At 68.0% G+C, this 25,169-nt stretch carries 19 protein-coding genes and 1 pseudogene; 13 read left to right on the top strand and 7 right to left on the bottom strand.

Annotated features, from left to right (window positions below; all coding sequences use genetic code 11):
- The first annotated feature begins 191 nt into the window (after nt 1–191).
- Nucleotides 192–4,145, top strand: coding sequence for a hypothetical protein (locus AC3IPP_RS02795; protein WP_489150288.1), 3,954 nt, complete (start codon nt 192–194; stop codon nt 4,143–4,145).
- 68 nt (nt 4,146–4,213) lie between these two features.
- Here the strand turns inward: AC3IPP_RS02795 and trbB are convergent, their stop codons facing one another.
- The 3 genes from trbB to AC3IPP_RS02810 are packed head-to-tail and all read right to left on the bottom strand — an operon-like array spanning nt 4,214 to nt 7,615.
- A complete protein-coding gene (gene trbB / locus AC3IPP_RS02800; protein ID WP_489150289.1) occupies nt 4,214–5,179 on the bottom strand; it encodes a P-type conjugative transfer ATPase TrbB in 966 nt (321 codons plus the stop codon).
- On the bottom strand, nt 5,176–5,634 hold the full coding sequence (locus AC3IPP_RS02805) for a hypothetical protein (protein WP_489150290.1): 459 nt from the start codon (nt 5,632–5,634) through the stop codon (nt 5,176–5,178). The genes trbB and AC3IPP_RS02805 overlap by 4 nt, the downstream gene beginning before the upstream one ends.
- Entirely contained in the window at nt 5,600–7,615 is a 2,016-nt protein-coding gene (locus AC3IPP_RS02810; RefSeq protein ID WP_489177434.1) for a type IV secretory system conjugative DNA transfer family protein, read from the bottom strand. The genes AC3IPP_RS02805 and AC3IPP_RS02810 overlap by 35 nt, the downstream gene beginning before the upstream one ends.
- Nucleotides 7,616–7,778: 163 nt before the next feature.
- Here AC3IPP_RS02810 and AC3IPP_RS02815 point away from each other — a divergent pair, with 163 nt between their 5' ends.
- The gene (locus tag AC3IPP_RS02815) at nt 7,779–9,341 is read left to right on the top strand and encodes a DUF6883 domain-containing protein (RefSeq protein WP_489150291.1); all 1,563 of its coding nucleotides are present in this window, start codon (nt 7,779–7,781) and stop codon (nt 9,339–9,341) included.
- An 11-nt stretch (nt 9,342–9,352) separates the two neighbouring features.
- On the opposite strand, the gene AC3IPP_RS02820 is transcribed toward AC3IPP_RS02815, so the two are convergent.
- Nucleotides 9,353–9,757 (bottom strand): thermonuclease family protein, encoded by a 405-nt coding sequence (locus AC3IPP_RS02820; protein ID WP_489150292.1) that lies wholly within the window; start codon nt 9,755–9,757, stop codon nt 9,353–9,355.
- Nucleotides 9,758–9,858: 101 nt separating this feature from the next.
- Here AC3IPP_RS02820 and radC point away from each other — a divergent pair, with 101 nt between their 5' ends.
- The 4 genes and pseudogenes from radC to AC3IPP_RS02840 all read left to right on the top strand — a co-directional run bounded on the left by radC (nt 9,859) and on the right by AC3IPP_RS02840 (nt 17,972).
- On the top strand, nt 9,859–10,539 hold the full coding sequence (gene radC, locus AC3IPP_RS02825; RefSeq protein ID WP_489150293.1) for a RadC family protein: 681 nt from the start codon (nt 9,859–9,861) through the stop codon (nt 10,537–10,539).
- The gene (locus tag AC3IPP_RS02830) at nt 10,536–11,489 is read left to right on the top strand and encodes a toprim domain-containing protein (RefSeq protein ID WP_489150294.1); all 954 of its coding nucleotides are present in this window, start codon (nt 10,536–10,538) and stop codon (nt 11,487–11,489) included. Before radC ends, AC3IPP_RS02830 begins: the two co-directional genes overlap by 4 nt.
- The gene (locus AC3IPP_RS02835; protein ID WP_489150295.1) at nt 11,486–13,552 is read left to right on the top strand and encodes a ParB/RepB/Spo0J family partition protein; all 2,067 of its coding nucleotides are present in this window, start codon (nt 11,486–11,488) and stop codon (nt 13,550–13,552) included. The genes AC3IPP_RS02830 and AC3IPP_RS02835 overlap by 4 nt, the downstream gene beginning before the upstream one ends.
- Nucleotides 13,553–13,691: 139 nt before the next feature.
- Nucleotides 13,692–17,972, top strand: a pseudogene (locus tag AC3IPP_RS02840) (strawberry notch-like NTP hydrolase domain-containing protein).
- A gap of 17 nt (nt 17,973–17,989) precedes the next feature.
- On the opposite strand, the gene AC3IPP_RS02845 reads toward AC3IPP_RS02840, so the two are convergent.
- Both AC3IPP_RS02845 and AC3IPP_RS02850 read right to left on the bottom strand, forming a co-directional pair.
- Nucleotides 17,990–18,451 carry an NRDE family protein gene (locus AC3IPP_RS02845; protein ID WP_489177435.1) on the bottom strand — a complete coding sequence of 154 codons (462 nt, stop codon included), beginning with the start codon at nt 18,449–18,451 and terminating at the stop codon, nt 17,990–17,992.
- Between the two features lie 22 nt (nt 18,452–18,473).
- Nucleotides 18,474–18,710, bottom strand: a complete 237-nt coding sequence (locus AC3IPP_RS02850) for an NRDE family protein (protein ID WP_489150297.1) — start codon at nt 18,708–18,710, stop codon at nt 18,474–18,476.
- Nucleotides 18,711–18,870: 160 nt separating this feature from the next.
- Between AC3IPP_RS02850 and AC3IPP_RS02855 the strand changes: the two genes are divergently transcribed.
- The 7 genes from AC3IPP_RS02855 (at nt 18,871) to AC3IPP_RS02885 (ending at nt 24,336) form a co-directional block, all read left to right on the top strand.
- Complete coding sequence (locus AC3IPP_RS02855) at nt 18,871–19,224, top strand: single-stranded DNA-binding protein (RefSeq protein WP_489150298.1); 354 nt, start codon at nt 18,871–18,873, stop codon at nt 19,222–19,224.
- 34 nt (nt 19,225–19,258) lie between these two features.
- Complete coding sequence (locus AC3IPP_RS02860; RefSeq protein WP_433949943.1) at nt 19,259–19,684, top strand: single-stranded DNA-binding protein; 426 nt, start codon at nt 19,259–19,261, stop codon at nt 19,682–19,684.
- 121 nt (nt 19,685–19,805) lie between these two features.
- The gene (locus tag AC3IPP_RS02865; RefSeq protein ID WP_489150299.1) at nt 19,806–20,210 is read left to right on the top strand and encodes a GcrA family cell cycle regulator; all 405 of its coding nucleotides are present in this window, start codon (nt 19,806–19,808) and stop codon (nt 20,208–20,210) included.
- A 210-nt stretch (nt 20,211–20,420) separates the two neighbouring features.
- Nucleotides 20,421–21,329: a hypothetical protein gene (locus tag AC3IPP_RS02870; RefSeq protein ID WP_489150300.1), complete on the top strand. Its 909-nt coding sequence runs from the start codon at nt 20,421–20,423 to the stop codon at nt 21,327–21,329.
- Nucleotides 21,330–21,681: 352 nt separating this feature from the next.
- On the top strand, nt 21,682–22,620 hold the full coding sequence (locus AC3IPP_RS02875) for a DUF2493 domain-containing protein (protein ID WP_489150301.1): 939 nt from the start codon (nt 21,682–21,684) through the stop codon (nt 22,618–22,620).
- Nucleotides 22,621–22,924: 304 nt separating this feature from the next.
- Nucleotides 22,925–24,172 carry a DUF3363 domain-containing protein gene (locus AC3IPP_RS02880; protein WP_489150302.1) on the top strand — a complete coding sequence of 416 codons (1,248 nt, stop codon included), beginning with the start codon at nt 22,925–22,927 and terminating at the stop codon, nt 24,170–24,172.
- An 8-nt stretch (nt 24,173–24,180) separates the two neighbouring features.
- The gene (locus AC3IPP_RS02885) at nt 24,181–24,336 is read left to right on the top strand and encodes a hypothetical protein (RefSeq protein ID WP_489150303.1); all 156 of its coding nucleotides are present in this window, start codon (nt 24,181–24,183) and stop codon (nt 24,334–24,336) included.
- An 80-nt stretch (nt 24,337–24,416) separates the two neighbouring features.
- Here the strand turns inward: AC3IPP_RS02885 and AC3IPP_RS02890 are convergent, their stop codons facing one another.
- Entirely contained in the window at nt 24,417–25,163 is a 747-nt protein-coding gene (locus AC3IPP_RS02890; protein WP_489150304.1) for a hypothetical protein, read from the bottom strand.
- Nucleotides 25,164–25,169 lie beyond the last annotated feature (6 nt).

The raw sequence follows: 25,169 nt of genomic DNA on the forward strand, positions 1-25,169 counted from the left end.
AACCGTCCGCTGTCGGGCCGTGCGTCGTTCGGTCCCGGCTCGAAAATAGACGAGACAGACGCTACGCGCAGCCAAGGATAACGCGCTGGAGGGCGCCGGCCCGGCCCACTGTATCTCTCCCTCCCGGATTTACGGTTGCACTCAGACCGGAGATCACGCGACGCTAATGGGTCCAGGGCCTGTGGATTCCCATGAACGACCTCGCCGACATCATCATTCCGGAGGTGGAACGGCAGCGCCAAGCCGTGGCCTCGATCCGCGGCTATGTCTACCAGATCGTCGCCTCGGCCTTGGCCTGGGCCGCGTTGGCCGAGGACGAGGTGCTCCTGCTTGAAGTCGCGGACGACTTCTCAATCGCAACGTCGGAGGCCTTGACCCTCACCCAGGTCAAGGATGTGGCCACCGGGCCCGCCACGACGCTGCGCACGACTGGGGTTGTAGACACGATCAACGGCTTCTGGCGGCTCCGGAACTCCAATCGCGCCCGCCGGGTCCGTGCCGTCTATATGACCACCGCGACTTTCGGCCGGGAACGCGGCGGGCCTCTCCCCGCGCCGACCAAGGGATTGGACGAATGGCGGCTCGCCGCCCTTGAGGGGCGGGATTTGACCGGCCTCAAGGCGCTGCTGCTGTCCCTGCCCCTCGACACAGATCTGCGGTCCTGGCTCGAACAGGAGCCGGATGCAGTTATTCGCGAGGAGCTCCTGCGCCGGATGCGATGGGAAGGCGGCCAACCCGATCTGGTGCAGCTCGACGAACTCCTCGCAGACCGCCTGGCGCTGACGGCGGACCGACTGGGGCTGATGCCCAGTGATGGACGCAGAGCGCGCGACGCAATCCTGTATGCCGTGATGCGACGAATCGTCGATCCCGACACCCGACAGCTTACCCGCGCCCAGTTCCTGGAGACGTTCGAGGCCGCCACCTCCGTCAGCATGCCGATGTCCGCCGTCCGGCGGGGACCGGGCCCTGGCGAGAGCGCGTCGGCCACCAGTCGGCTGGGCGAGATCCTCATCGACGCGCGCGTCATTCCGGCGTCTCCGCTGCACATCGAACGGACCGCGATCACCCAGGCGGCCTCGAGCGGCCTGAGTGGCGGTGCGATCGTGTGGCTGCACGCATCCAGCGGCGGTGGAAAGACCACGGCCGCTCTGGATGTCGTCCGGATGTCGAACCGGGGCTGGTATATCATTGAACTGCGCGACCTGAAGCCCGAAGCGGTCGCCGAGCGACTGCGGCTCGCACGCCAGGCGACGCAGTATCGGGATTTCGGGGGTCTCATCCTTGACGATGTTCCCGCCGCCGGCCTGCCCCGCCTCGCCCTGCAGTTCGCTCTGTTGTCAGAGGCCGTTCGTCAGGTCGATGGCGGGCTGGTGGTGACCGCCTATCGACCGCCGCCGCCCTCCCTCTCCAACGGGGTCGTGCCCTTCGGCCTTCCGCCGCTCGAGGAGACCGAGGTCGGTCAAATCGTGGCGCGCGCCGGCGGCGACGCAGCGCGATGGATGCGATCGGTCTGGCTGTCGAGCGGCGGGCACCCCCAACTCGTGGCCGCTCGGATTACCGGCCTGAAGGCGCGAGGCTGGCCGACCGGAGAGGATCTGCAGGGTATTCTTCCCGGCGATCGGGCGCTGGATCTCGACCTGGAACGCGATGCGGTGCGTGAGCGGCTCATCGAGGATCTTCCCGATCGACCGCGGTCCCTGCTGTACCGCCTCTCGCTTCTGATCGGGGGGTTCGACCGGGGCCTCGCGGTCGCCGCCGGCGCCGCGACGCCCGCGCTCGGCCAGCCGGGCGACGCCCTGGACTTCCTCGTCGGTCCCTGGATCGAGACCGCTCGCGCCGGACGCTTCCGGGGCTCGCCTCTGGTCGCGGACGCCGGCTCCCGAACCCTGTCGGCGCCCGAACAGACAGCGGTCCATGCCGCGATCTGCGACGACCTCCTCGCACGTCGCCCCATTCCAGGCGAACACGTCGCCCAGTTGCTCCTGTCCGGCCTCGTGGCGGATCATGTCGAGGCCCTGAAGGCGATCGGGGTGTTCGTCATGACGGTGAAGGATGAGAACCGCGACATTCTGTTCGAACATCTCGAGCCCCTGACCTTCTTCTCCACCGAGACGCCCCTGGTGAAACAGGACCCCGAAGCGGCCTGCCTGGCGCGACTGGCGCAGTTGAAGGTCGCGGTCGCCCGCTCTCCCGCCAAGACGATACGGCGGATTCTGGGCCGACTGCGCACAGAGCTTTCAGGATCAAAGCGCCCTGGTGACATTCTCCAGGCGGCGCTGTTCACCGTCCTGAGCGGTCCCACCGCTTCGCTGCCGCCCGCCGATTGGTTCGGCCTGGTGCGTGAGATGGAGGGGCTCGACCTGCGCCTCCCTGTCGAGACCCGCGACACACTGCGGGCGCGGACGACCTACGCCGGCAGCGAACAGCCCGCCGACTTTATGTTCACCTGGCGGACGGCGCACCTCCAGTCCATCGACGAGCTCGAAGGTCTGTTCACCGCTCTGGACGACATCGACCCGGCTGTGCGGGACCGCTACCTCGCCACTCTGAACGATACGGCCGCGACCGTGAGAAGCGCGATCCAGTCACCCTGGGTGCGAGACGCCGATGCGGACGGCTTCGATGCCGTGGCCGCGGCGGCGCGGTACATCGTTCTCCAGGCCATCGCTGAACGCTGGGCGCGGCCGGAGATCACGGTGCAGTGCATTGCCGCCCGGACGACCCTTCTGTCCGAATACGCCGACCGACACGACGACGCCCTGGCCGTTCTGGAGACCGCGGAACTGTCCTGGCCCGGGAACCCGCTACTGCAGCGGGAGCGGATCAAGATATTCTTCCGGCTGGGCCGGCACGAGGCCGTAGTGGAACAAACGCGACGCTTCCTCGGACAGGAGGCTGGAGACGCAATCGACCGAGCCCACATGCTTCGCGAACTGGCGGTGAGCACTCACAGGCTGGGCGACCCGGCAGAGGCCGCTCGTCTGTTTGGCGAGGCCGCGGCGGAAGCGGCGCTGATCCCGACGATGACGGACATGCAGGCGGGATTGCTGGGTGATCAGGCCCAGGTCGAGTTCGAGACGGGACGACGCGAGGCGGCCCTGCGCACCTTGATCGCGGCCGCACGCGTGGCGGACGGGCTCGACCGCGAGGCTCGTCGGGGCGGGTTCGTGACCCGGATGCTGGCGGGGCTGGCGGCCTGGATGGTCAATCGCCTGGCCGGCGGCGACGACGACGCAGTGGCTGTGAAACTCGGCGGTTGCAGCGGGGCGGCCATCGACGCCGATTGGCCGCAGCCCGTGCCGCAGAAGGAGGCGCTCTGGTACCAGGCGGCCGCCGTCGAGCGTCAGCTCGGCCTGGACATCGGCGTCAGGGCTGAGGTCCAGGCGCGTGTGCGCGACCGTCGCATCGCCGCCTTCGAGGTCGCCTTCGGCTTCAGCCGTCTAGAGGACGCGGCGCTCGGCTCCTCTATCGACCACCTCGTCGACGCCCTGCGCAATGCGGCTCGCATTGTCGCCCACATCGACCGGGGCGGTTTGGACGATGTCGGGGCGGCCATCCATCAGGTGTGCGACGTCATGCCTTGGGAGGCTCTGCCGGTGGACCTCGCCGAGCCTCGGATCAGGGCCCCGATTGACGATGCGGTCGCGGTGTTCGTCGTCGGCAATGTGCTCCGCGATCCCGTCTTCAACGTCACCGCCGTGGCGGAACGGCTTGAAGCCGCGCCCGACACAGCTCTCCTCGGCCCGACGGTGAGGCGCTGGGACGGATTGCTCACGCCGGACCTCGACGCCCTGCCCGCGAGCCTGGCGGCGGCGGCCTTGATCGTCCGGCCGCCCACGGCCGACGCCTCGCTGCTGATGTTGGCGAGCTTCCGGATCTGGGAGTGGCTGGAGCGGTCCACTACGGCGCGCCGACTGGAAGCGACGCTCGCCGGACGGGTTTCGGCGCATTGGTCGCATCTTGCCGACAGGGCGCAGTTCGCCTTGCGTACGCCGATCCTGACGGCGCCGGTTATCCGCCAGGCCGCCCGCGACATGGTAGACCGCCGGTCCCTGGGGCGGCTCATGCTCGCCGCCAATGAGGCCGTGCGGCCGAACCTCGGAGCTGATGTCCTCACCGCAATCCGGGCGACGCTGGCCTGACAGCCGGCCTCGAGGTTTACAAACAGGCCGATAGAGACACTTGGCTGACCGACCTGGCAGACCTGCCTCTAGATGCCGTCACCTGGGCTGGTCAGGCCATAGGCGCCGGTCAAGTCCTGAGACAGGGAGAGTATGTCTTCGACCCGCCGCCCTTGGGGCGTCCGGGTGATATGGACCAGCACGTCGATCGCCTGCGTGATCGCTCGACGGGGAGCCGAGGGGCCGACCTCGGCCATGAGATCCTCAAGCCGGTAGAGCGCCTCACGGGCGGAATTGGCGTGGATGGTCGAGAGGCCTCCAGGATGACCGGTGTTCCAGGCCTTGAGGGTCTCCAGCGCGGCGGAACCTTCACGCATTTCGCCGACGACAATCCGATCGGGCCGCATGCGCAGGGCGTCGCGCACCAGATCGACGACGCCGATGGAGACAGGGTAGCGGCGAGTGAGCGTGGCGACGAGATCCCAAGCCGAGCACTGAAGTTCCGGCGTGTCTTCGATCAGGAAAACACGATCATTAGCAAACGCCGGCTCCGCCAAAAGGGCGTTGGCGAGGGTCGTCTTGCCCGACCCTGTGCCGCCAGAAATAAGCAGATTTCTGCGCGCCCCAACAGCGACCCGCAGGACTGCAGCCTGGGCTTCCGTCATCACGCCGTCGCGGACATAATCCTCCAGCCTTAAGATGACGGCGGGGCGTTTGCGGATCGAGAAGGCTGGCGCGGCGGTGACCGGCGGGAGAAATCCCTGGAAGCGCTCCCCGGTCGCCGGCAGGACGCCGGACAGACGGGGCATCTCGCGGGTGACCGGGTCCCCGACATAATCCGCGATCAGCCGTATGACGCGCTCTCGGGCCTCGGGCTCCAACCTGCGCCCGGTGTCAGTCCGTCCGGAACCGACATGATCCAGCACTAGTCGTCCGTCGGGATTGGCGAGGATTTCCACCACCGAAGGATCGATCAGAGCCGCCAGGACGTCGGGCCCGAGCGCGTGGCGGAGCGCCTCGAGTTTCCGCTCGGCGACGATCGGGTGAACGCTCATTTCGCGGATCCGGCGGATGCAGAGGGGGCGTCGTCGCGCGGCGGTCTGGTTCCGGAGATCAGCCGGGCGGCCGTGTCATCCAGCAACTGCTCGATCCGACGGTCGACCGACGCTCGGGCGACGGGATCCTGATCGGTGACGGCGTCTGGCAGGCGCATGAAGAAGGCGCGCGCGACCTCGATGACCAGTTCCTGGATGATCTGCACGTCTCGTGCCGTGGATCGCATGTGATCCCTCAGCGCGCGGTCAAGCTGAAGGAGCCGATCGTCCGGGTCCGCCGGAAGACTTCTGGCAAGGCCCTTGGCGAGCGAACGGCCGGCCGCCTGACTGATGGGAATGTTGGCCGACCGCGCTTCGCGTTTCAGGGCCGCGACGATACGGGGATCGGTGACATAAACCTGGATGCGCGTCGCCGCCGACTCACGACCGGGCATCGGCGCCGCCTTGAAGTCCATCGAGCACCGCCTGCTCGGCGGCGAAGGCGGTGGAGATCCGCTCGTAGGTCTCGGCCGCCTTCGCGGCGACCCGTCGATCATGGATCGCCGCCTCCACCTCCTTGAACAGCGGCAAGGCGGCTTCCGGATCTTCACCTAGGCCCCGACGCCCGGCCCAGGGATGAAGCGGCGCGCCAGGGGTATCGATGGAGGTCGCCTGATCGGGTGGCGGGCGATCCGCCCGATCCCGAAAGGGCCTTTCCCGATCGTAGCGCACCTTCTGCGTCCGGAGGGGGCGGTGGCCGGCGGCGAATGTCAGCTGCACGTCCTCGGGGAGAGCGCGGATCTCGCCGGGCTCCAGCAAAGGCCGTTCGACCTCCGATCGCGACACGGAGCTGCGCCCCGCGCCCAGACCGGCCGGCCCGCTTCGGCTGATCTTTCTCTCGAGCACCGTGCCGGTGAGTTTGGAGACCTTGTCCTGCGTCAGTGGATCAAGCGCGCTGAAAGCCGTGTAGACATGACAGTTGTCGAGGATGGTGTTGTTGGCCCCGTAGGTCTCGACGATGTCGTTGAGCGATTGGGCGACGAACAGGGTCTTGATCCCATAGCCGCTCATCAGGCGGAGAGATTTCTCGAAGAAGGCGAGGCGGCCGAGCAGCGGGAATTCGTCCATCACCATCAGCAGATGGCGGCGTTTCTCGCGCCCCGCGTTATCGGATCTCTCGTCTGCGGTCAGGGCCTGAGCGGCAGCGTAGAAGAGAATGCGTATAACCGGCCGCAGCGCGACGGCGTCCGCCGGCGCGACCTGGACATAGAGGGAGACGGGCGCTTCGGCGCACATCAGGTCTCCGAGTGCGAAATCCGACGCCGACAGCGCGTGGACCAGATCATCGCCGGCCAGCCATTTGAGATAGCTGCGCGCTGTGCCCTGCACCGAGGTCCGGAAGCGGTCGTGCATCGCAGCGTAGCCCTTCACCGCCGTGGCGATGAAAGGGTGAACCTCGGGCGCGCCATCCGGTCCGAGGCGATGAAGCGTCCGGACCATGACCTCGGCGCCGGCGTCCAGATCGGCCAACATCGTCCGGACGGTCAGCAGCGTCTTCTCGGCGTCCGGCGCGGTGTAGAGAACATGGAGGATGACGGCTTCGAGGATTTCCGAGGCGGCCTTGTCCCAGATGGCTTCGTCATCCCGGGCGCCGCCGGGATCGCTGAGGATGGCGACAAGCCGCTGGACCTGGGCCAGCTCCTGCGGTCCGGGCCGGATCTCGGCCAGCGGATTGAAGCGAGTAGAGGCAGGATCGCGCGGATTGAAGTAAAGGGCGTGGCTGTGTTCGGCGCGCCAGCCCGCCGTCACTCGCCAGAGTTCGCGCTTGGGATCGTGCACGAGAACGCTGTCGGTCCAGCTCAACAGGGTCGGCACGACATGTCCTCGCCCCTTACCGGATCGCGTCCCGCCCGTAACCAGGGTCGGACGCAGGTCCGTTGTCGCCAGAAGCCGGCCTTTGAGACGACCCAGGACGCAGCCGGCGTTGTGCCTGAGCCCTGCGTGATCGGCTTGAGCGAGCCCGCCCCAGCCTCGCGTCCGTTTCACGGAGCCGCCGTCGAACAGAAGCGTGGCGCCCATCGCGGAGGCCATCACCACCGTGAAGACCGAGAGCGGCAGGGCGAAGGCGTCGGCGTCGGCCTCACCGAACCGCTGGCGCCAGACAAGGATCATCCAGGGCCAGTAGACCCCCGTTTCGTCCATCCGGAGGGCGGACCCGAGGGCCGGGTGATAGCGGTAAAGCCAGGCGAACGTCTGGGTGGCGGCTTGGAGCGCGACCAGAACGGCGGCGGCGAGACTGGCGAGGCGAGCCTGAGGCATGGCGATCAACCCTTCGGAGATCATCGATCCTTCAAGGGAAGAGCGGTTTGGGGCGACTTTCGGGCAAGTCCTGCCGCATCCTGGCGTCCCAGCGCTGGGTATAGTCGGGACTTCAGTCGGTACGGGACGGACCGCCATCTGGCTTTTGAAACTATATTCTCTCAGGGTCGGGCCCCGTGGCTTGAAGAGGCGGCCCGGACGGCACACCGTCACGCTCACCGGACGGCGAGAGGCGGGAGCGTGCGGACGTAGCCGACCTAAGCCGCCGGGAACTAAGCGGCAAAGGCGGATCAGGAACGTGATGGACCGGAGCGACGGCCGAGATGACGTCGAGGGTGAGGTTGGCGCCGAGCCCTGCGCCTTCCTGTTCGACAACAGCGTGGAAGGCGTGCCCGAACCTCAACTGGCATGGTTCACCGGGCAGGTTCTGGACGCCTTGAGCGAGGCCGATCCCGAGGGACGTACCTGCTGCCAGGTCAGGGTGGGTCTTCCGATGCTGCCCGCAGCGGCCGAACGCACCACCGCCGTACGCGCCTATCGGCGAGGCGGCGGGCGCACCCTGTCCCATGATGTCGACACCTATAAGTATCTCGTCTGGGACTGGATCGACTCGCTTGCAGCGGGGTGGAGCACGCTCGATCCTGATCGGGGGAGCGAGATCTTCCGGCGGCATACCGGAGAATGCGTCACCCTCTCGGGTCTGATCCCGGCGGTTCGTCAGAGTATCGATGATCGTCTCAAGTCCACGCCAGGCTACGTCGGGGCTTTCGAGATCGACCGAGGCAATCCGGTGCATCGAGGGGCCTTCATGAAGGGGCTGATCCATGGCGCATCCGTGATGGATGGCGCGATCGTTCAGGATCTCAGCGTCGAGGGCGATCCGGATTGGGCGCTCGAAGGGGCGGACCGGTTTGAACCTCATGGATTGATCTGGAAACCGTTCGGATGGCTTGCCGAGCAGGGGCCCGGCCTGCCGGCAACGACGGTGTCGGAGCGCGGCGGCCTCGCCGGTGAGCGCCTGGCCCGCAAGCACGCCGGCCGCGTGGAACACCGCCTGCTCGACGCCATCTCCCGGCTGCCGGAGCTTGGTAGCGGTGACCATGAGTTCGCGTTCGACATCGTCGGCGCCCCCGGCGACATCCTCGAGGGCCTGATGCCCGAGGGGAAGTTCACCGGCTATCTTTTCAATCCGGACTCCGTGAAAGGCGCGCCGAAGGGGGCCTTCCTCGTCAAGGAGATCGGACTGGACCCGGACGACTGGCGTTTCCTGGCGGCCCAGCTGTACGAGGGCTTGCTGACCGTATCGCCCGAAGATCTGGAGTATCAGACATGGGAGGGAGGCTACGGAATCCGGTTCAACCTCCATCTTGTTGTTCGGGGGCGGACAGGCCGGTCCGTCTCCGTGCGGTCGGGGTGGATGCTGCGGCCGGGCGCCCTGCCGTCGCTCAGCACGGTGTTCCCGGCGAAGAAGGGCGGCGATCATCCCTTGATGAATTCGCCCCCGATTCTCCCGCCGGGACCTCGCACGGCCCTGGACTGGTCTCAGCTGTATGCGTGGGCGAATGAGGCGGGACAACGCGCCGCCGCGAGCGCCGTGCCGACACCGATGTTCATCCAGGGCGGCGAGATCGTCCATGAGGGCGCGTTCGGATCGGCGAGCGTGCGCGTGCCCGACGCCCGGCGCGGCTTTGCCCGGTGGCTGGTCCAAACCGGGCTTGGAGATCGTCACTACCGAAGCGGGGGAATGGTCTTCAATCCCGACCGCCAGGCCTCGCTGGATCGCAATCAGGCCTGGGCGACGGCGTTCGCGCGCGTGCTGACGATGAACGGACTGCCGGCGACTGTGGAGGTGTTCTGGTCCTGAGCCAGACTCGCCTAGTTTCCGCCTTCGCGCACGCCCGCGGCACGCATGAGGTCGCCGACGCGGCGGCCATTCGACCAGCAGGTGGCGATCACTCGGTCATGGACGATCACCCGACCGCTGCGGCCGCGTGTCGCCACACAGTCCACTCGCCGCCCCAGGACCAGCCGGCGCAGCTGATCTCGCGCCGCCCGGCCGCCTGAGGCGTTGAGCTCGGGCGCATCGAAGTCGGCCAGTCGGACCTCCACCCAAGTCGCCGGGTCCGCCCTGTCGCCGACGCAGAGCCCATCACCGTCGCCGATGTAACGGACCTGCCCTGCAAACGACTGCCCCGCCCGATCGGGCAGCCGACCTTCGCACGGATCGGCGTGGGCGATCGCAGGCGGGGCGAGGACGGGAAGGATCAGCCACCATTTCATCGGGGCAGTCTGAGCCGATCCGGTCGGGTCAGGAAGCGCGCCTAGGAAGAAAGGAAGGGTGGTCGTGAGGGCTCCGATTGGGAGCCCAGCTGGATACCGTCATGCGTCCGCTTCCTGACCTCGAACCCGCGATCCATGTGGCCGGGCTTGCCGCCAACACGGGATCGCTCCCAAGTCTCGACGATCGGGCCTTGCTGGCGCTCCTGCTGGGGCGGCACCAGAGCCAGGCGTCTGGTCCTGCTGTCGAGGCCCTTTTCGATCGCTTTGGCGACTTGGCCGCCATCGCCTCGGCCGACGTGCCGGAGCTTGCGCGCGTCAGCGGGCTGGGCGCGATGGCCCTGACCGACCTTAAGCTGTTGCGCATTCTGAGCGAACGTCTGGTCCGGGCCGAAGCCTCCAGACGACCGGTGATCACAAGCTGGTCGGCGCTCCTTGCCTATGTTCGCGTCGCCCTAGCCGAGGAGCCCCGTGAACAGTTCCGCACCCTGTTCCTCGATAAACGCAACAGGCTCCTTCGCGACGAACTTGTGGCCCATGGCACGATCGACCACGCGCCCGTCTACCCGCGCGAGGTTGTTCGCCGGGCTCTGGAGGTTTCGGCCGCAGCCATCATCCTCGTCCACAATCACCCGTCTGGGGATCCAGAGCCGTCGCGCGCCGACATCGAGATGACGCGCAAGATTGTGGAGGCCGCGAAGCTCTTCGAGATTCAGGTTCACGATCATCTTGTCATCGGACGAGACGGTACGGCCAGCTTGCGCGCGCTCGGACATTTTCGATGAGCCTCCGCGGGATTGTCGCGGCCCTCGGAGGAGAGCTTTACCAGAACGGCCTTCGCGCCAATGTGCCGGCGCCTGGGCACGGGAAGGCCGACCGGTCGGTCTCCCTGCTCCTGAGCGCCGGCCGCGTCGTCATCCACACCTTCGGCGCGGCGGAATGGCGGGAGGTGCGGGACGATCTCCGGCGCCGGGGCCTGATCGACCGCGACGGCCGCCTCCAGGGCGTTGTCCTGACGCCGGTCGAGACGGTGATCGATCATCCCCGGCGACGGGCCGTCGCGTATTCACTCTGGCAGGACGGAAACCGGCCGGTCGAAACCGGCCTGGTCGGGCGTCACCTTACGGGACGCGGCGTGATCTGGCGGGCTGGCGTCGATGACCTCCTCGAACATCCGTGCGCGCCGTTCTCCGTTTATCGGCCAGGCCGCCGAACCGGGCGCGCGATGATGGCGGGGATCCGTGCGCCCTCGGGCGAACTTACCGCCGTCGAACTGACTTACCTCTCCCCCAACGGCCAAGTCGCGGCGGGGCTCAGAGTGCCCCGCAAGACCGTGGGCCAGGTTCCGCCTGGGTCGGCCGTCCGCCTGCGCGCACCTGCGGCACGGATGCTGGTGGGGGAGGGTGTCGTCACCACCCTCTCAGCCATGATCCGCTTCGACCTGCCGGGCTGGGCGCTTCTGTCGGCCGGAAACCTCTCGCGGTGGCGGGCTCCAGACAACGTCGCTGCAGTCGTGATCGCAGGGGATCGCGGCGCAGCCGGCGAGACGGCGGCGATGCGATTGGCGAAGCGACTGGAGGCTGATGGCGTCGAGGCGATGCTCGCCTTCCCACCAGCCCCGTGGAGCGACTGGAACGAGGCGCTTCAGGGCGATCAGGCGGAGAGAAAGGAAGGGGATGGCCGGGCGCCGGAAAGGCGGGGATGGGCCCCGTCGTCGGCAGGAGACATCTTATGAGCCGTTCCACCGCCGTAGCCGTCGTCGCGACCCCCTTCCAGGTCGCGTCGACGCGCAACCGCCCGCTGGTCCCACTGCGTGACCTCGATATCGCCCCGGAGAACCTTCGCTACGGCGAGCCTCCCGACGATGAGATTTCGCTGCTCGCTGAGACCCTGTTCGCCGCCGGTCAGCTGCAGCCTCTGACCGTGCGACCCGGTCGGAAGAAGGAGGCGCCCCACATGGCGCTCGACGGGCGTCGGCGCCTGATGGCGCTTCGTCTGCTGGTCGAACAGGGCCGTATCGATGACGGCTTCCTCGTCGACGTCTTCGTCGAAACCGATCCGGCTCGCCAGGCCGCCGCTGTCCTGCTGACCAACACGGCTGTGCCGATCCATGTCGCCGACATCATCGCGGCGATCGGCCGGATGCTGAAGGGCAAGCTCGGCGTGCCCGCCATCGCCAGGGCGCTCGGCTATGCGGAGATCGACGTCAAACGTCTGGCGGCGCTTTCGGCCCTGCCGGATGTCGCGCTTCAGGCGCTGCGGCTCGGGCGGCTGAACCTGCGGCAGGCGCGTTTGCTCGCGCGGCTTTCTGATTCGGATGAACAGGCGGAGCTCGCCAGGATGACCCTTGAGGGCCACGGCTTCCAGGACTGGCGCGTAACCGAAAAACTCGACGAAGGACGTGTCACCGCGCGCGACGCCCGCTGCGCGCTCATTGGTCCGGAGCGCTACGCCCTGGCCGGCGGGCGCACCGAAAACGACCTCTTTGGGGAACTGCCACCGGTGCTGCTGGACCCGGCCATTCTCACCGAAGCCTGGACCAGACGCGTTCGCGAGATTGCTCTCGTCTACGAGGCCGAAGGCCTGGCGGTCCACGTCACCGCGGGTCCCGAACCGGACCTGCCGGACGATCTTGAAGCCGCCGGCTATGTCTATGGCGGCATGCTGCCGGCCGCGGAGATGGCGGACTATCGCGACAAGCGCGACGCCTTCAACGCCGCCGTCGAAACCGTCGAGGAGGTTCTCACCCAAACGACCGACGCCGAGGCCGTAGATGCAGCGCTCGACGTCATGATCCGTGCCCGCCTGGCCATGGATCAGGCTGGGTGGAACGGCCGTGTGGCGACGACCTTGGTCCTGCGTCCTGTGGTGCGCACCGGCATCGAAGTCCGATGCTTCACCCCCGTTGAGCCGGACATCGAGGGCGAGGCGGACGATCAAGCTGCCGTCTCTCCATCAAGCACCGCCGCAGCTCAGACCCACCGTCCGCCCGAGGTCGATACGCCCGAGGTCGAGACTGAAGGCGTGAACCATGCGCTTCATGCGGTGCGCACGGACGTGGCGACCCGCGGCCTGATTCGCGCCCTGGCCGACGACCCCGGCGTCGCCTTTACGGCGCTGATCGCCCGCCTGTTCAGCCAGCTCGTCGTCAGGACCCTAGGACAGCGGTCGGAGTCCGCGCTCGCCCTGACCGCATCGGCCTTCAAGCCGGCGGGCGGTCGCGTCATCGAGGCGCTGGACGGCGACGTCCGTCAGAGGCTCGACGACCGGCGTGCCGCCTGGGAGGCGTCGGGTCAGACCGTAATCGGCTGGGTGCATGGCCTCGCCCATGGCGACAAGATGGGCCTTCTCGCCGAGCTCACCGCCCTGACGCTCGACATCCGGGAGGAGCGGACGACCCTGATCCGCAAGTCGGCCCGGGCCGAAGCCGCCGAAATCGCCGCGCTTTGCGGCGCGGACATCACCCTCCACTGGACCCCTGACGTCGAGTTCCTGAAGCCGCATTCCAAGACTCTCCTCCTGAAGATGTTGGAAGAGATGGACCGTCCCGACGTCAGAGCGGCGCTCCTGAAGAAGGCCGACCTGATTCCTTGGGTCGAGGAGAACGCCGCCGAAAAGGGATGGGCACCGGCGAGCCTGTCCTGGACCACGCCGCCAGAGGTCAACGCGATTGCGGCGTCGGAGGTCGACCACGCGGATGGTGACGCGACCGGGGACAACGGAAGTGAGCCTTACGACGGCGTCGGCGCCTTTGAGGTGACACCCGAAGGCGAGGCGGCGCTCGACACGGCCGCCTGATCCGGCTCGGAGCGGGAGAGGCCCGTCGCGACATCGTCGTGGCGGGCCTTCGTCATGGGAGCTGGAGGAAGGGTGGCCGGGGCGAGCCTGGAGGACTGGAGGGATGAGCCCGCCGCTCCGGGCGACCGGAGCCCATCCCATGACCGCCGTCCAGACGCTCCATCGGGCCGCCAGCTTCTCACTGTTCGCCGCGCCGCGCGCTTGCGACCGAGGCGCCAACCTTCTGGCCGCCGCCCGGGCGCTTGCGGCCAACCTGGCCCGCTCCCGCCCGCTGGATCGCAAACTGGTCTCCAGCGTCATGACCACAGCCTTCGGCGGGTCGGACGCCGAGGGACTGTGGAGCTGGCGGGACGCCTATGAGGCCATCGAGGCGGCGACTGTGCTGCAGATCCGGCGGCTGGCCCCCCAGGTCGCGCGGCTCGAGGACGCGCCGGCAGGCATCACCGCCCTCCTGGCGACGGTCGGGGGCCTGGGTCTGACTCATAGCCGACGGAGCGAGGATCAGGTCGCACTGGACCAATTCTCCACGCCGCCGGAACTCGCGGCGCTCGTCGTGCTGGCCGCCCAGGTCCGACCCGGCGACAGGGTGCTGGAACCCTCGGCGGGCACGGGCCTGATCGCCGTCGTGGCCGAGGCCTGCGGCGGCGTTCTGACGCTGAACGAGCTGGCCGATGGCCGCGCCGAGCTGCTCGATGGTCTGTTCGGCTCGGCTGCGCGGTCTCGCGTGGACGGGCGCCACGTCCAGGATCTGTTGCCGGGCGCCGGGGGGTTCGACGTCGCGGTCTGTAACCCGCCCTTCACCGACCTCGAGGCGCATCTGACTGCGGCCTTTACGGGCTTGGCCGATGGCGGACGCCTGGCCGCCGTCGTTCCTATGACCGCCCTGGCCGACTAGGGTCTGATGCGGCGGATGAGCGAAAGGGCGCGCGTCGTCGCCCGTATCGGCTTCCCGCCCCGCGCCTTCGCCAGACACGGCACCAGTGTGGAGACGGGGCTGCTGGTCGTTGACCGGCGGGAGGGCGGCGCAGAAATCACGGCGCTCGCGAACGGCGAGGACCTCGCCGCCTGCGCCACCCTGGCCGCCGCCGTGCCGGAGCGTGCGACCGCCAAGCCTCGGGTTCGGCTCGAGCTCGCGGCCCAGACACTGCTGGCGCCGCGCGACCGGTCGCTGGCCCTGCCGTCTGGACGTCTCGGCTTCCTCGCGGGCGCTTCACCGATCGACTACGAGACCCTGCCCTGGAGCGGCGAGGGTCGCGACGTCGGCCTCTATCAGGCGCACCGGCTTGCCCGGATCACCCTTGCCGAGGTGAAGCCGCATCCGTCGCCCCTGGTCGAGTCCGGTCCTATGGCCTCGGTCGCCCCGCCCGCGCCGTCCTACCGACCGGTCCTGCCGCCCGCAGTGCGCGACGAGGGCCGGATCTCCGACGCCCAGCTGGAGACCGTCATCTACGCGGGCGAGGCCCACGCCGGACTCCTGCCGGCCTGGTGGACGCCGGGAGACGCGGCTCACCGGCTGTGCCTGTCGCGGGAAGAGGCCGAGGGCGCGGTCCAGCTGCGGCGGGGCTTCTTCCTCGGCGATGGCACCGGCTGCGGCAAGGGCCGGGAGATCGCGGCCGTCATCGCCGACAACATGGCCCAGGGCCGCACCAAGGCGCTGTGGCTGTCAAAGAACGACGCCCTGCTGGATGACGCGCGACGGGACTGGAGCGCGATCGGCGGCGGCGCACACGATCTCGTGCCGCTGAACAGCTGGAAGCTGGGTGAAGGCGTCCGGCTCGACCGGGGAATCGTCTTCACCACCTACGCGACCCTGCGCCAGCCGGCGCGGGGCCAGAAGGCGTCACGGCTCGATCAGATCGTCACCTGGCTGGGCGAGGACTTCGACGGGATCATCGCCTTCGACGAGGCGCACGCCATGGCCAACGCCGCAGGCGGCGGAAAGGGCGCGCGGGGGACGAAGAAGGCGTCGCTCCAGGGGATGGCGGGGCTCGCGCTTCAGAATCGGCTGCCAAACGCCCGTGTCCTCTATGTCTCGGCGACCGGGGCCACGACGGCCGAGAACCTGGCCTATGCCTCACGTCTGGGCCTGTGGGGAGGGCCGGAGGCACCCTTCGTCACTCGTGACGACTTCCTCGACGCCATGGACAAGGGCGGGGTGGCGGCCATGGAGCTTGTGGCGCGCGAGCTCAAGGCGCTCGGCCTCTATGTGGCGCGATCGCTCTCATTCGAGGGCGTCGAATACGAACCGCTGTTCCATGCTCTCACGGCAGACGACATCGGCATCTGGGACGCTTGGGCCGACGCCTTCCAGCTGATCCACGCCAACCTGGCCGAGGCGTTAAAGGCCACAGGCTTCAACGATCAGGAAGGCAAGGCGAAGAGCGGCCTGGCCGCCTCGGCCGTCCATTCCGCCTTCGAGGGCGCCAAGCTGCGCTTCTTCGGTCACCTTCTCGCGGGACTGAAGGCGCCGACCGTGGCGGCCGCGATCCGCGCCGATCTGGCCGAAGGGCGTTCCGCCGTGGTCCAGATCGTTTCCACGAACGAAGCGGTGATGGAGCGCCGGCTGGCCTCCATCCCGCCGGAGGAGTGGAACAACCTCTCCATCGACCTGACCCCGCGCGAGTATGTGCTCGACTATCTACGCGAGGCCTTCCCGGTGAACTTGATGGAAGCGATCGAGAGCGAGGATGGCGCCGTCACACTGGTTCCGGTCATGGTGGACGGGCGGCCGGCCGTCAGCCAGGACGCCCTGCGGCGTCGCGAGGATCTGATCGAGCGGATGGCCTTGCTGCCGGCCGTCCCCGGTGTGCTGGACGCCCTGCTGGAGACCTTCGGCACGGACGCCGTCGCCGAGATCACCGGACGGGCGCGGCGGGTTGTGGCGCGCGACGGTCGCCGGCTGGTCGAGCGGCGCGGCGCCTCGGCCGCGCGCTCGGAGACCGACGCCTTCATGTCCGGTCGCAAACGCATCCTGGTCTTCTCCGACGCCGGGGGAACGGGCCGCAGCTATCATGCCGACCTGTCGGCCCAGAACCAGCAACGTCGTGCCCACTATCTGGTTGAACCCGGCTGGCGGGCCGACACCGCCATCCAGGGGCTTGGCCGCAGCCACAGGACCCATCAGGCCTGCCCGCCCCTGTTCCGGCCGGTGACGACCGATATCCATGGAGAGAAGCGCTTCACCTCCACCATCGCCCGTCGGCTGGACTCCCTGGGCGCCCTGACGCGCGGCGAACGTCGTACGGCCGGGGCCGGCCTCTTCCGCGCCGAGGACAATCTCGAGAGCCCCTGGGCTCGCCGGGCCTTGCTGGTCTTCTACGGCGCCCTCGGCTTCGGCGAGCTGTCGTCCATGACCCTGGAGGATTTCGAGACGAAGACCGGCCTGAGACTGCGCGACGCCGACGGAGCGCTGAAGCCGTCGGACGATCTGCCGCCGATCCACACCTTCCTGAATCGTCTGCTCGCCCTGCGCATCGCCGACCAGAATGCTTTGTTCGCCGAGTTCGACGCCATCCTGTCGGGCATCCTCGAACGCGCCGCCGCCTCGGGCGATCTGGATCGCGGGCTGGAGGATATCGAAGCTGAGGAGCTGGCCGTCGTGGCGGAGGAGGTGATCCGAACGGATGTGTCCACCGGAGCCGAAACGGCGCTGGTCACCTTCGAGCTGAAGGTCAAGCGCGAGATCGTCAGCTCGCACGCGGCGCTGAACGGCGCCGAGGGCTCAGCCTTCCGCCTCGTGGTCAACGCGCGTTCGGGGCGCGCCGCCCTGGCCGAACTCGGCCTGACCACCACGACCGATGACGACCGGCTGGTGCCCGCTGTCCGCTTGTTGCGGCCCGACCAGCATCAGGTGACGCCGGAAAAGGTCTTTGCGGAATCGGCCTGGGCCGAGACCGACGAGGCCGCATGGCGCGCCGTCTGGGACGCCGAGGTCGCCGCAACCGATCCGTGGCGGACGCGGCACCTGACCTTGGCGACCGGCCTGCTGCTGCCGATCTGGGGAAAGCTGCCGTCCAAGGGATGTTCAGTGCGCCGGGTGCGGGCGCCCGACGGTCGGCGTTGGCTGGGGCGCGTGTTGGACGAGGTTCAGGCCGCCAGCCTGAAGTCGGCGCTTGGCTTGACGGCGGTCGGTGACGTCTGGGCCGACGGCGGTCGCACGGCGGCGGCTGTGCTGGACCGCAACGTGCAGCTCGCCCTCTCGGACGGACTGTGGCTGAAGCGGTCGCGTGTCATGGACCGCTGGCGGCTGGAGGTAGTCGGCGGCCGCACGGACCGTGACGCCCTGCTCGCTGTCGGCTGCTTCGTCGAGATCATCGCCTACGCGCCGCGGGTCTTTGTCCCAGTGGATCGACCCGATGTCGTGGAGGCGGTGCTTCGCCGCCATCCCGTACAGTCCACGTTGGAGGGCGCGGCAGCCTGAGATCCCGGGCGGCGACGTCAGATCAGCCAGTGAAACGCGATCTCCGTTTCTCCGGTGACGGCGCCGGCAGCATCGAATCGTCGCTCCCAGACACGCCCACGCCCGACCCGATCCACGGCGACGACCGTGCTGCACGGCGTCCCGTAAAGATCATTGAGGAGGAAGATCGGCCGGTCCGCCTCGGCCGGTCGCCCCTGCTTGCGATCGTCGAGGGTCGAGAGAAGCCCTTCTGGCCGCGCAGGCGCACCCGCGAGCCAGGCCTGCGCAGCTGCAGTCAGCCGCTCCTTTTGATCCCAGGGCGCATCCAGGAGGCCGTTCGAAAGCGCGTGCCAACCGGGCGGCAATGCCCGGGTCAACGGCTCAGGACGGTTCGTGCGCTCCATGGCCGCGTCTTCGGCGACGACGATCAGGTTGAACGGGTTGAAGCGGCTGGGCTCAGGGGACGCAAACGGCACCCGTCCGACGAGGGCGTCGTGCACCAGCCCGCCTCGGCTTAGCCGGTCAGGGTCGGGTGGGCCCCGGGCCGGTGACATTGGTGACGACGGCGAACCGTGCGTGGGTTTCCGAGACGCCGAGCCACATGCCGCCGGACCGAAGATCCCGCCCCCCGATGACGCCCGATCCGTCGTTCCAGCGCGCCAGCGGCGCGGACGGACGGTCGTGGGCCTCGTCGCGGTTCCCGGCCGCAATCAACAGCCAGTCCTGATGGACATCCCAGGCGAGGGTGAGAACGCACATCCGTCACCATCGCGCGAAAACGGATGGATGGCGACAGTCCCGGCCTTCACGCCCGGGCGAAAGCGCCCGGGCGGGCGGGCGGGGGAGGAAGGGAGGTCTCGGGTGAAGCGGGATTGGGGAGATCGGCTCCCCGGCGGCTTCGGATCAACAGGAGACTGACATGCAGACCATGGTGTTCACGGGCCGCCTCGCGGCCGACCCCCAGATCAGTGACGACTTCTGCAAGGCGGTCTTCCGCCTGCTCGAGCAGCGCGGGACCGACAATGCCGGCAAGCCCCGGCTGGTTGGCGTCAACTGCGTCAGCTGGTCGAAGGGCCTCAACGAGAAGGTCATCGCCCGTGGGCTGGCCCAGGGATGCGAGGCCGTCGTCATCGGCGCCTTCATCGACACCGCCTACACGGCACGGGACGGGTCGGAACGGACGGCCAAGGAGCTGGTGATCAACCGGCTCACCGTCCTCGACTGGGCCGAGGACCGCCAGTCCGAAGCGGCGGACGACCGGGTCGCCGCCTGACCCTCCCTTCCACTCATCATCAAGGAGACTGATCATGCAAACCCTCACCCTCGAAGGCTATCTGGCCGCCGATCCCTCGATCCTGGCGGCGCAGGGCTCAGGCAAGAAGCGCGCAAGCTTCCGCGTCCTGGAAACCACTCGCTTCCGGCGCGCCAATGGCGAGCCCGGCGAGCGCACCACCGGCTTCAACTGCATCTGCTTCAACGAGGCAACGGCTGAGAACTACATCCAGCCCTATGCCCGCAAGGGCAGTCGCGTTGTCATCCAGGGCCATGTCGAGAACGACACCTGGACGGGCAAGGACGGGGTCGAACATTACGACCTGCGCCTCGTCGTCAGCGACATTCGGTTGAAGAACCGGCGTGCCGCCAGCGAACCGGCCGCGAGCGGCTCAGGCGTCGCCGACCGCGGCGTGGAGGCGGGTGGCGGCTACGACCTGAACGACGACATTCCGTTCTGATCGGAGCGAGGACTGGAGGGCCCGGAGCGCGTCGTGCCCCGGGCCCTCTTCATGTTGGCGGCGGAGACGGGAGGAAGGGCGCGGCCGGGCGAGCCATCGGGGCTCGATGAAGGAGACCGCCATGTCCGCCTGGACCGACGTCCGTATCGATCAGCTGAGCCGCCTCTGGGGTCAGGGGCTGAGCGCCACCGCCATAGCCCGCGCCCTGGGCGGCGGCATCACCCGCGACTCTGTCCTGAGCAAGGTGACGCGCCTGGGTCTGTCGCGAGGCCGGCCTGCCAGACACGCCTCACAGCCGTATCCCGGCCAGCCAGGTCCGGAGGTTCCTTCAGACGGCACCGCCACCATCCTGTCTATCAGGCGCGACGCCTGCCGCTGGCCCTATGGCGATCCGGCCGAGACGGACTTCAGCCTGTGCGGTCGCCCTGCGGAACGCGGGGCCTTCTGCGCGGCCCATGCGACCTTGGCCTATCGCCCCAAACCCCCTTCCGCCGAGGACCTGATGCATCTGGCGGGACTGGCGTGAGCCGCATGGCGGCCCGCGCTGAAAAGGACTTTCCCATTCCCGATTTTTGGATCAATCTGAGCCTCGGCTCTCGACAGGAGCCGGCCGCCCGTCAGTAGCGAAGCTGTCCGCAGCGCTGTCCAAGAACGCTGAACCCGATGTTGTCAAACTCGGGCCCGCGGTGAGGTGGTTGACGGGCGACGCTTCGAGACGTGGGCCAGGAGATTTGGCATGTCGAAGCCCTTTAAACCTGTCGCTACCGTCGCCAGCCTCAAGCGGATGGCGCATCACATCAAAGTCGAAGAAGACGTGACCCAGTCGGTCGCGCTCGACCGGGCCGCCCAGCGGTCCGGCTATGAGAACTACGCTCACGCGCGCCGCATGATCTCGGCTCGGCTGGGGGACGCCGCCGGGGGTGTCCCGCCCCAGCGCCCGCCGGCGCGAAGGGTGACCGCGTTTCAGAGCGAGGCGCGGGGCAAATGGGAGCGTGCGGTCGTCGATCCGCTTTTGGGACCGCTTTCGCCGACACGAACGTGGGACGATGTCGACGCCATCGTTCGGGTGCTGAACCGGGTGCTCGGCGCAACCGACAACCACGCCCTTTTGCCGACAGGCGGCGGGATGGACCTGAAGGGCGCCGCTCGCTCGCAAGAGCATGGATGCCTCGAGCTCAGGATCAGGGATCGCCACGTCTATGTGGTGAAGCCCCGTCGCCTCGTGCTTGAAAGCTTCCCCGACGCCTTGGCGGAGTCCTTCTTCATCCTCGAAGCCGACCCGATCGACCTGGTCCCGCTCGAGGACGAGCGGTTCGATGACGATTACGACCGTGACATCGTTCTCGCCCGTCGCCGGGAGGGGGGGCGACAGGAGGTACTCGAACTCGAACCGGGCGTCTATCAGTCCCGAGCGGCATGGGATGAAGGCATTCTCGGGCACGACGGCGACGGCGAGGAAATCCCGCTGCCGTCGAGCGCCCGCCTGATGGTCCGGTGGTTGAGGGGACGGTTCATGATCCTGTCGACTGGCAGCCTGTGGAACGGCGTGCCCGCCACCTATGACGGCGGCCATGACCGGATGACTGACAAGACGATCCGAGACGCCATCCAGTATGCGCTCGACGAACTGGGCGAGGCCGCCTGACCGATCCGCAGGGCGGTCCCGTCGGGGCCGCCCAGACGGTCAGTACCGCTCGGGGCTGGCCGTGGGGAACGACGGCGGTTTGCCGCCGTCGCCTCGAGCGGTCGTGCGCCTTCTTCGTCCGTATCGGCGCAAGCGATGCGCCGAGCTGTGTCGTCGTCGCGAAGGGCGACGACGACTTGCCCCCACACAACGCCCTCCGATCTTGTCACAGCACCCCGGAAGTCAACGGCTTCGCCGTTCCCCTCCACGGAGGGCAAGCAGCCCTCCGCTCCGGTGACTGCCGGGGACCCCGCTGTGGCCAAGACCGGGGTCGTTGCGCATGGGGCGCACGGCATTCTCAAGGAATGTTCCAATGACCCGCTTCAATACCGCCTTCTTCGCTTCCTCGAAAACCGACTCCGCCTTCGACGACCTGACCGCGTCCTTGGGGGACGGGCGTCCGCACCCGACCGAAGACGCCCTGATCCAACTCGGGCGCGCGCTCATGACCGAACTCGTGGACGTGATCTCCGACACCGCGCTTGAGGACTACCAGACCATCATCGGGGAGGCCCTGATCGGCGCCTTCCACTCGGCGGCCGGACGGATCGAGAGAGACGCGGACCGGGCGCGCGACACGATGCGATCGCTCGACCGCGACTTCGACGGATCGGAGGCAGCGGACGTCGAACTCCAGGAAGCGACGGCGAAGGCTCGAGTAGGCGATGCGGCGACGCAGGCCTGCGAGCTGATCCGTGACGCGGCCTCCGAGGCCTGGACGATCGCGACCGGCGAGGTCTGGACCGCCTGGCGGGGATCGCGGCGCGGCACCCACCTGACGGCGGCGCAGCTCGAAGCCAAACAGGCGATCCGGGCGATCCGTAACCGGAAGTCAGGCGAGGCGGATCCGAGCGGCCCGGTGGTCGCCTTCCGGGGCGCGCCGACGGCCGACAGCGCGGAGGACGCGGGGCGGATCTTCGACGCCCTGAACTGGGCGAAGCAGGAATGGCCGGACATGGCTCTGGCGACGACGGGGGCGAAGGGCTCGGAGAAGCTCGCGATCAGATGGGCCCAGCAGAAGGGGGTGAAGCTGATCCTCGCCCGCGCGGATTTCGACACGCACGGCAAGGCGGCTCCCTTCCGGGCGAACGACGACCTGATCGCGCTCGAGCCGGAGGTCTGCCTCACCCTGGTGCATTCGGTGGACCGGACGCGGGAGGACCGGCGGCCTTTCGGACCAGCGCTCAACCTCGGACAGAAGGCGATGGAGAACGGACTGCGGCACCTGCCCATCAAGGCGCGAGCCGCCTGAACCACAGCGCCTCTATCAGCGACCCGCTCGGCTTCGGCCGGGCGGGTTTTTCTTTGTCATCCGGAGCTACGGTAGTCTGACCTGCGGACGGCGTCAGCCCGGCCAACGTATGATCGGTTATGATCACTGTTGGCGACAGTAGGCGGGAATCGTCAGATTGGGAACTTAGGGCAAGATAAAAGAGGGGTTTCGCCCTTCTGCTTTCTTCAGTCCTGACAGACACTTGCTTCGGTTGCGGACAGGACCCTCGACTTGCAATGAGTTGGCGGTTCGGAACCGCGTTGCAATCGCTGGAGCACCCGCCATGCAGGTCCGAACCGCCATCGAGGTGCGGCTCACCGCCGCGTCCAGGGACGACGTCTCGACCCTGCGTGTCCGCCTTCCGCAGCGCCTGAAATCGGACAAGACCAGTGTGCGTGTGGCGATGTTCCAGCGCCTCGCCGCGTCGCGTCTGTTCGCTTACGGGGATCGGGCGGGATGTCTGCGCGCCGCCCAGAATCGGTCTGGCCGACCCTTTCGCCTCGATGTCCGTCAGCGGGTGACGGTGAAGGCCCTCGTATCCAGACACATGGGCAAAGGGTTCGCGCGCGGTGCGGCCCTGGCCGCGCATATCAGCTACCTCGGCCGGATGGGCGCAGGCGAGGACGGCGAACACGCCGCCTTCTTTGGACCGGTCCATGACGGCGTAGACGCCGGTGCGGCGACGGACGGTTGGGCCAAGGACCGGCATCACTTCCGCTTCATTATCTCGCCTGAACACGGCGATCGGATCGCAGACCTCAGGGGCTACACGAGAGAGGTTCTGTCGCGGGTCTCCGATGACCTCGGAGAGCCGGCTCTGAACTGGATCGCCGTCTGCCATTTCGACACCGACCAGCCACACGCCCATGTCCTCGTGCGGGGTCGGCGAAGCGACGGGAGGGACCTCGTCATTCCGCGCGACTACATCGCCTTCGGCTTTCGCGCCCGGGCCCAGGAAGTCGCCCAGGAACGGCTTGGGGACCTCAGCCGCCAGGACGCGGAGCGGCGGGTTTGGCGCGAAACCGAGGCCGATCGCTTCACCGCCTTCGACAGGCGATTGGTGGCCGCGGCCGACGCCGATGGGCGGGTCGAGGACGGGGTCGGCGGCACGGACGCCTGGACTGCGCTTACACGGGGCCGCTTGCGTCACCTTGAAAGGCTTGGACTGGCGGAGCGAGCCGGAAAACGATTCCGGCTCTCGCCCGATCTGGAGGCGAAGCTGCGTCGGCTGCAACTGTCGAAGGATGTGATCCGGACGCTCAATCAGAGACGGCTTGAAGGAGCGCGTTCGGTTGAGCAGCTCGGGAAGGAGCCGGTCCGCGGTCGGGTGGTGAAAACGGGGCTCCACGACGAACTGGGCGGCTCCGCCTATGTGGTGGTGCGCGCGGCCGACGGCTCGGAACACTATGGGCGACTGGGAGTCGGCAGGACGCCGCCCGGTCTCGGCAAGACGGTGACCCTGTCGCTCGACGCTCGTGGCTTCGCGCAGATCTTGACGGGCAGGCAGGCGGGCCAGGATCTCGGGCGATGATCGGCCGAATGCTAGCGGGCCTCCCGAACCGTGCTGGCGCAGGTGAAGACGGCCAAGGCGTCTCGAACAGCCGCAACGTCCGTTCGGTCATGGACCGTGACATCCAGCACCAGCTGACCGGCCTCCGCTTCCCGACCTTCGACCTGAACGTCCGCGCCCGGTAGGTGTGCGTCCAGTCTGGACCGGGCCGCGATCGCCATGGCGTCCAGGCGAAGGCGCGGCAGATAGACCTTGCCGACTGGACCTACGCTTCCGGAGCGATGGTCTCCGCCGTCAGCTGCGCGATGAGGTCGCTTAGCAGCATCACGCGGACCAGCACACTCAGCTGTTGACCGACAAAGGTGTCGTAGCCTCTCAGGGTCGCATTCATCTCGGCGGCGAAGTTGAACTCGCCGCTGTCGATTCCCTGGATGAAGGCGGCCAAGGATTTGGTGAATTCGCCCGCTTCTGCGGCGGCCGACGCCATCACCGTCGCCTCGACATTAGCCCGGTCCGCCGTCGCCGCGTCGAGTGTGGTGCGCTCGAGTTCCGGCCGCCTTTCGCCGCCGAATTCCCAATTACGCATGCCGTCCTGGATGGCGAGGGCGTCCATCAGGGTCGAAAGACGTCGGGCGCGTTCGTCTTCAAGCACAACCGCTCCGCAGCTCGTCAGCCAGCCGTCCGCAGCATAGGGCGACGGAAAGCCGGTCTTGAGACCCTCGACCGTCAGGCGACTGATGGCCACCCCGGCGATGCGGGGAACCAGGAAGAGACGCCGTCCATCCCCGGCGGCGTCCAGAAAAGGCTCCCACGAGGCGACAAGCGCCTGCTCCCAGGCCTCGATATGATCCACATCGAGAATCACGAGGACGCTCGCGGGCGGCCATGTCAGCGTCGATTTGAATTCCCGCCTCACATGGACTTCGCCGTCACGCGACAGATCGGCCAAGCGCTGCTGGACGGCTGCGCGCAGGCGGAGGAGTTCGCGTTCTACGGCCTGGTCGGCAACCATGCTGAT

The organism is Brevundimonas sp. KH_060, assembly GCF_057838275.1.

Bases quoted from the DNA above. Each gene is read 5' to 3' on its own strand.
- AC3IPP_RS02795 (WP_489150288.1), top strand. From the start codon at position 192: ATGAACGACCTCGCCGACATCATCATTCCGGAGGTGGAACGGCAGCGC.
- trbB (WP_489150289.1), bottom strand. From the start codon at position 5,179: ATGAGCGTTCACCCGATCGTCGCCGAGCGGAAACTCGAGGCGCTCCGC.
- AC3IPP_RS02805 (WP_489150290.1), bottom strand. From the start codon at position 5,634: ATGGACTTCAAGGCGGCGCCGATGCCCGGTCGTGAGTCGGCGGCGACG.
- AC3IPP_RS02810 (WP_489177434.1), bottom strand. From the start codon at position 7,615: ATGGCGGTCCGTCCCGTACCGACTGAAGTCCCGACTATACCCAGCGCT.
- AC3IPP_RS02815 (WP_489150291.1), top strand. From the start codon at position 7,779: ATGGACCGGAGCGACGGCCGAGATGACGTCGAGGGTGAGGTTGGCGCC.
- AC3IPP_RS02820 (WP_489150292.1), bottom strand. From the start codon at position 9,757: ATGAAATGGTGGCTGATCCTTCCCGTCCTCGCCCCGCCTGCGATCGCC.
- radC (WP_489150293.1), top strand. From the start codon at position 9,859: ATGCGTCCGCTTCCTGACCTCGAACCCGCGATCCATGTGGCCGGGCTT.
- AC3IPP_RS02830 (WP_489150294.1), top strand. From the start codon at position 10,536: ATGAGCCTCCGCGGGATTGTCGCGGCCCTCGGAGGAGAGCTTTACCAG.
- AC3IPP_RS02835 (WP_489150295.1), top strand. From the start codon at position 11,486: ATGAGCCGTTCCACCGCCGTAGCCGTCGTCGCGACCCCCTTCCAGGTC.
- AC3IPP_RS02850 (WP_489150297.1), bottom strand. From the start codon at position 18,710: ATGTGCGTTCTCACCCTCGCCTGGGATGTCCATCAGGACTGGCTGTTG.
- AC3IPP_RS02855 (WP_489150298.1), top strand. From the start codon at position 18,871: ATGCAGACCATGGTGTTCACGGGCCGCCTCGCGGCCGACCCCCAGATC.
- AC3IPP_RS02860 (WP_433949943.1), top strand. From the start codon at position 19,259: ATGCAAACCCTCACCCTCGAAGGCTATCTGGCCGCCGATCCCTCGATC.
- AC3IPP_RS02865 (WP_489150299.1), top strand. From the start codon at position 19,806: ATGTCCGCCTGGACCGACGTCCGTATCGATCAGCTGAGCCGCCTCTGG.
- AC3IPP_RS02870 (WP_489150300.1), top strand. From the start codon at position 20,421: ATGTCGAAGCCCTTTAAACCTGTCGCTACCGTCGCCAGCCTCAAGCGG.
- AC3IPP_RS02875 (WP_489150301.1), top strand. From the start codon at position 21,682: ATGACCCGCTTCAATACCGCCTTCTTCGCTTCCTCGAAAACCGACTCC.
- AC3IPP_RS02880 (WP_489150302.1), top strand. From the start codon at position 22,925: ATGCAGGTCCGAACCGCCATCGAGGTGCGGCTCACCGCCGCGTCCAGG.
- AC3IPP_RS02885 (WP_489150303.1), top strand. From the start codon at position 24,181: ATGCTAGCGGGCCTCCCGAACCGTGCTGGCGCAGGTGAAGACGGCCAA.
- AC3IPP_RS02890 (WP_489150304.1), bottom strand. From the start codon at position 25,163: ATGGTTGCCGACCAGGCCGTAGAACGCGAACTCCTCCGCCTGCGCGCA.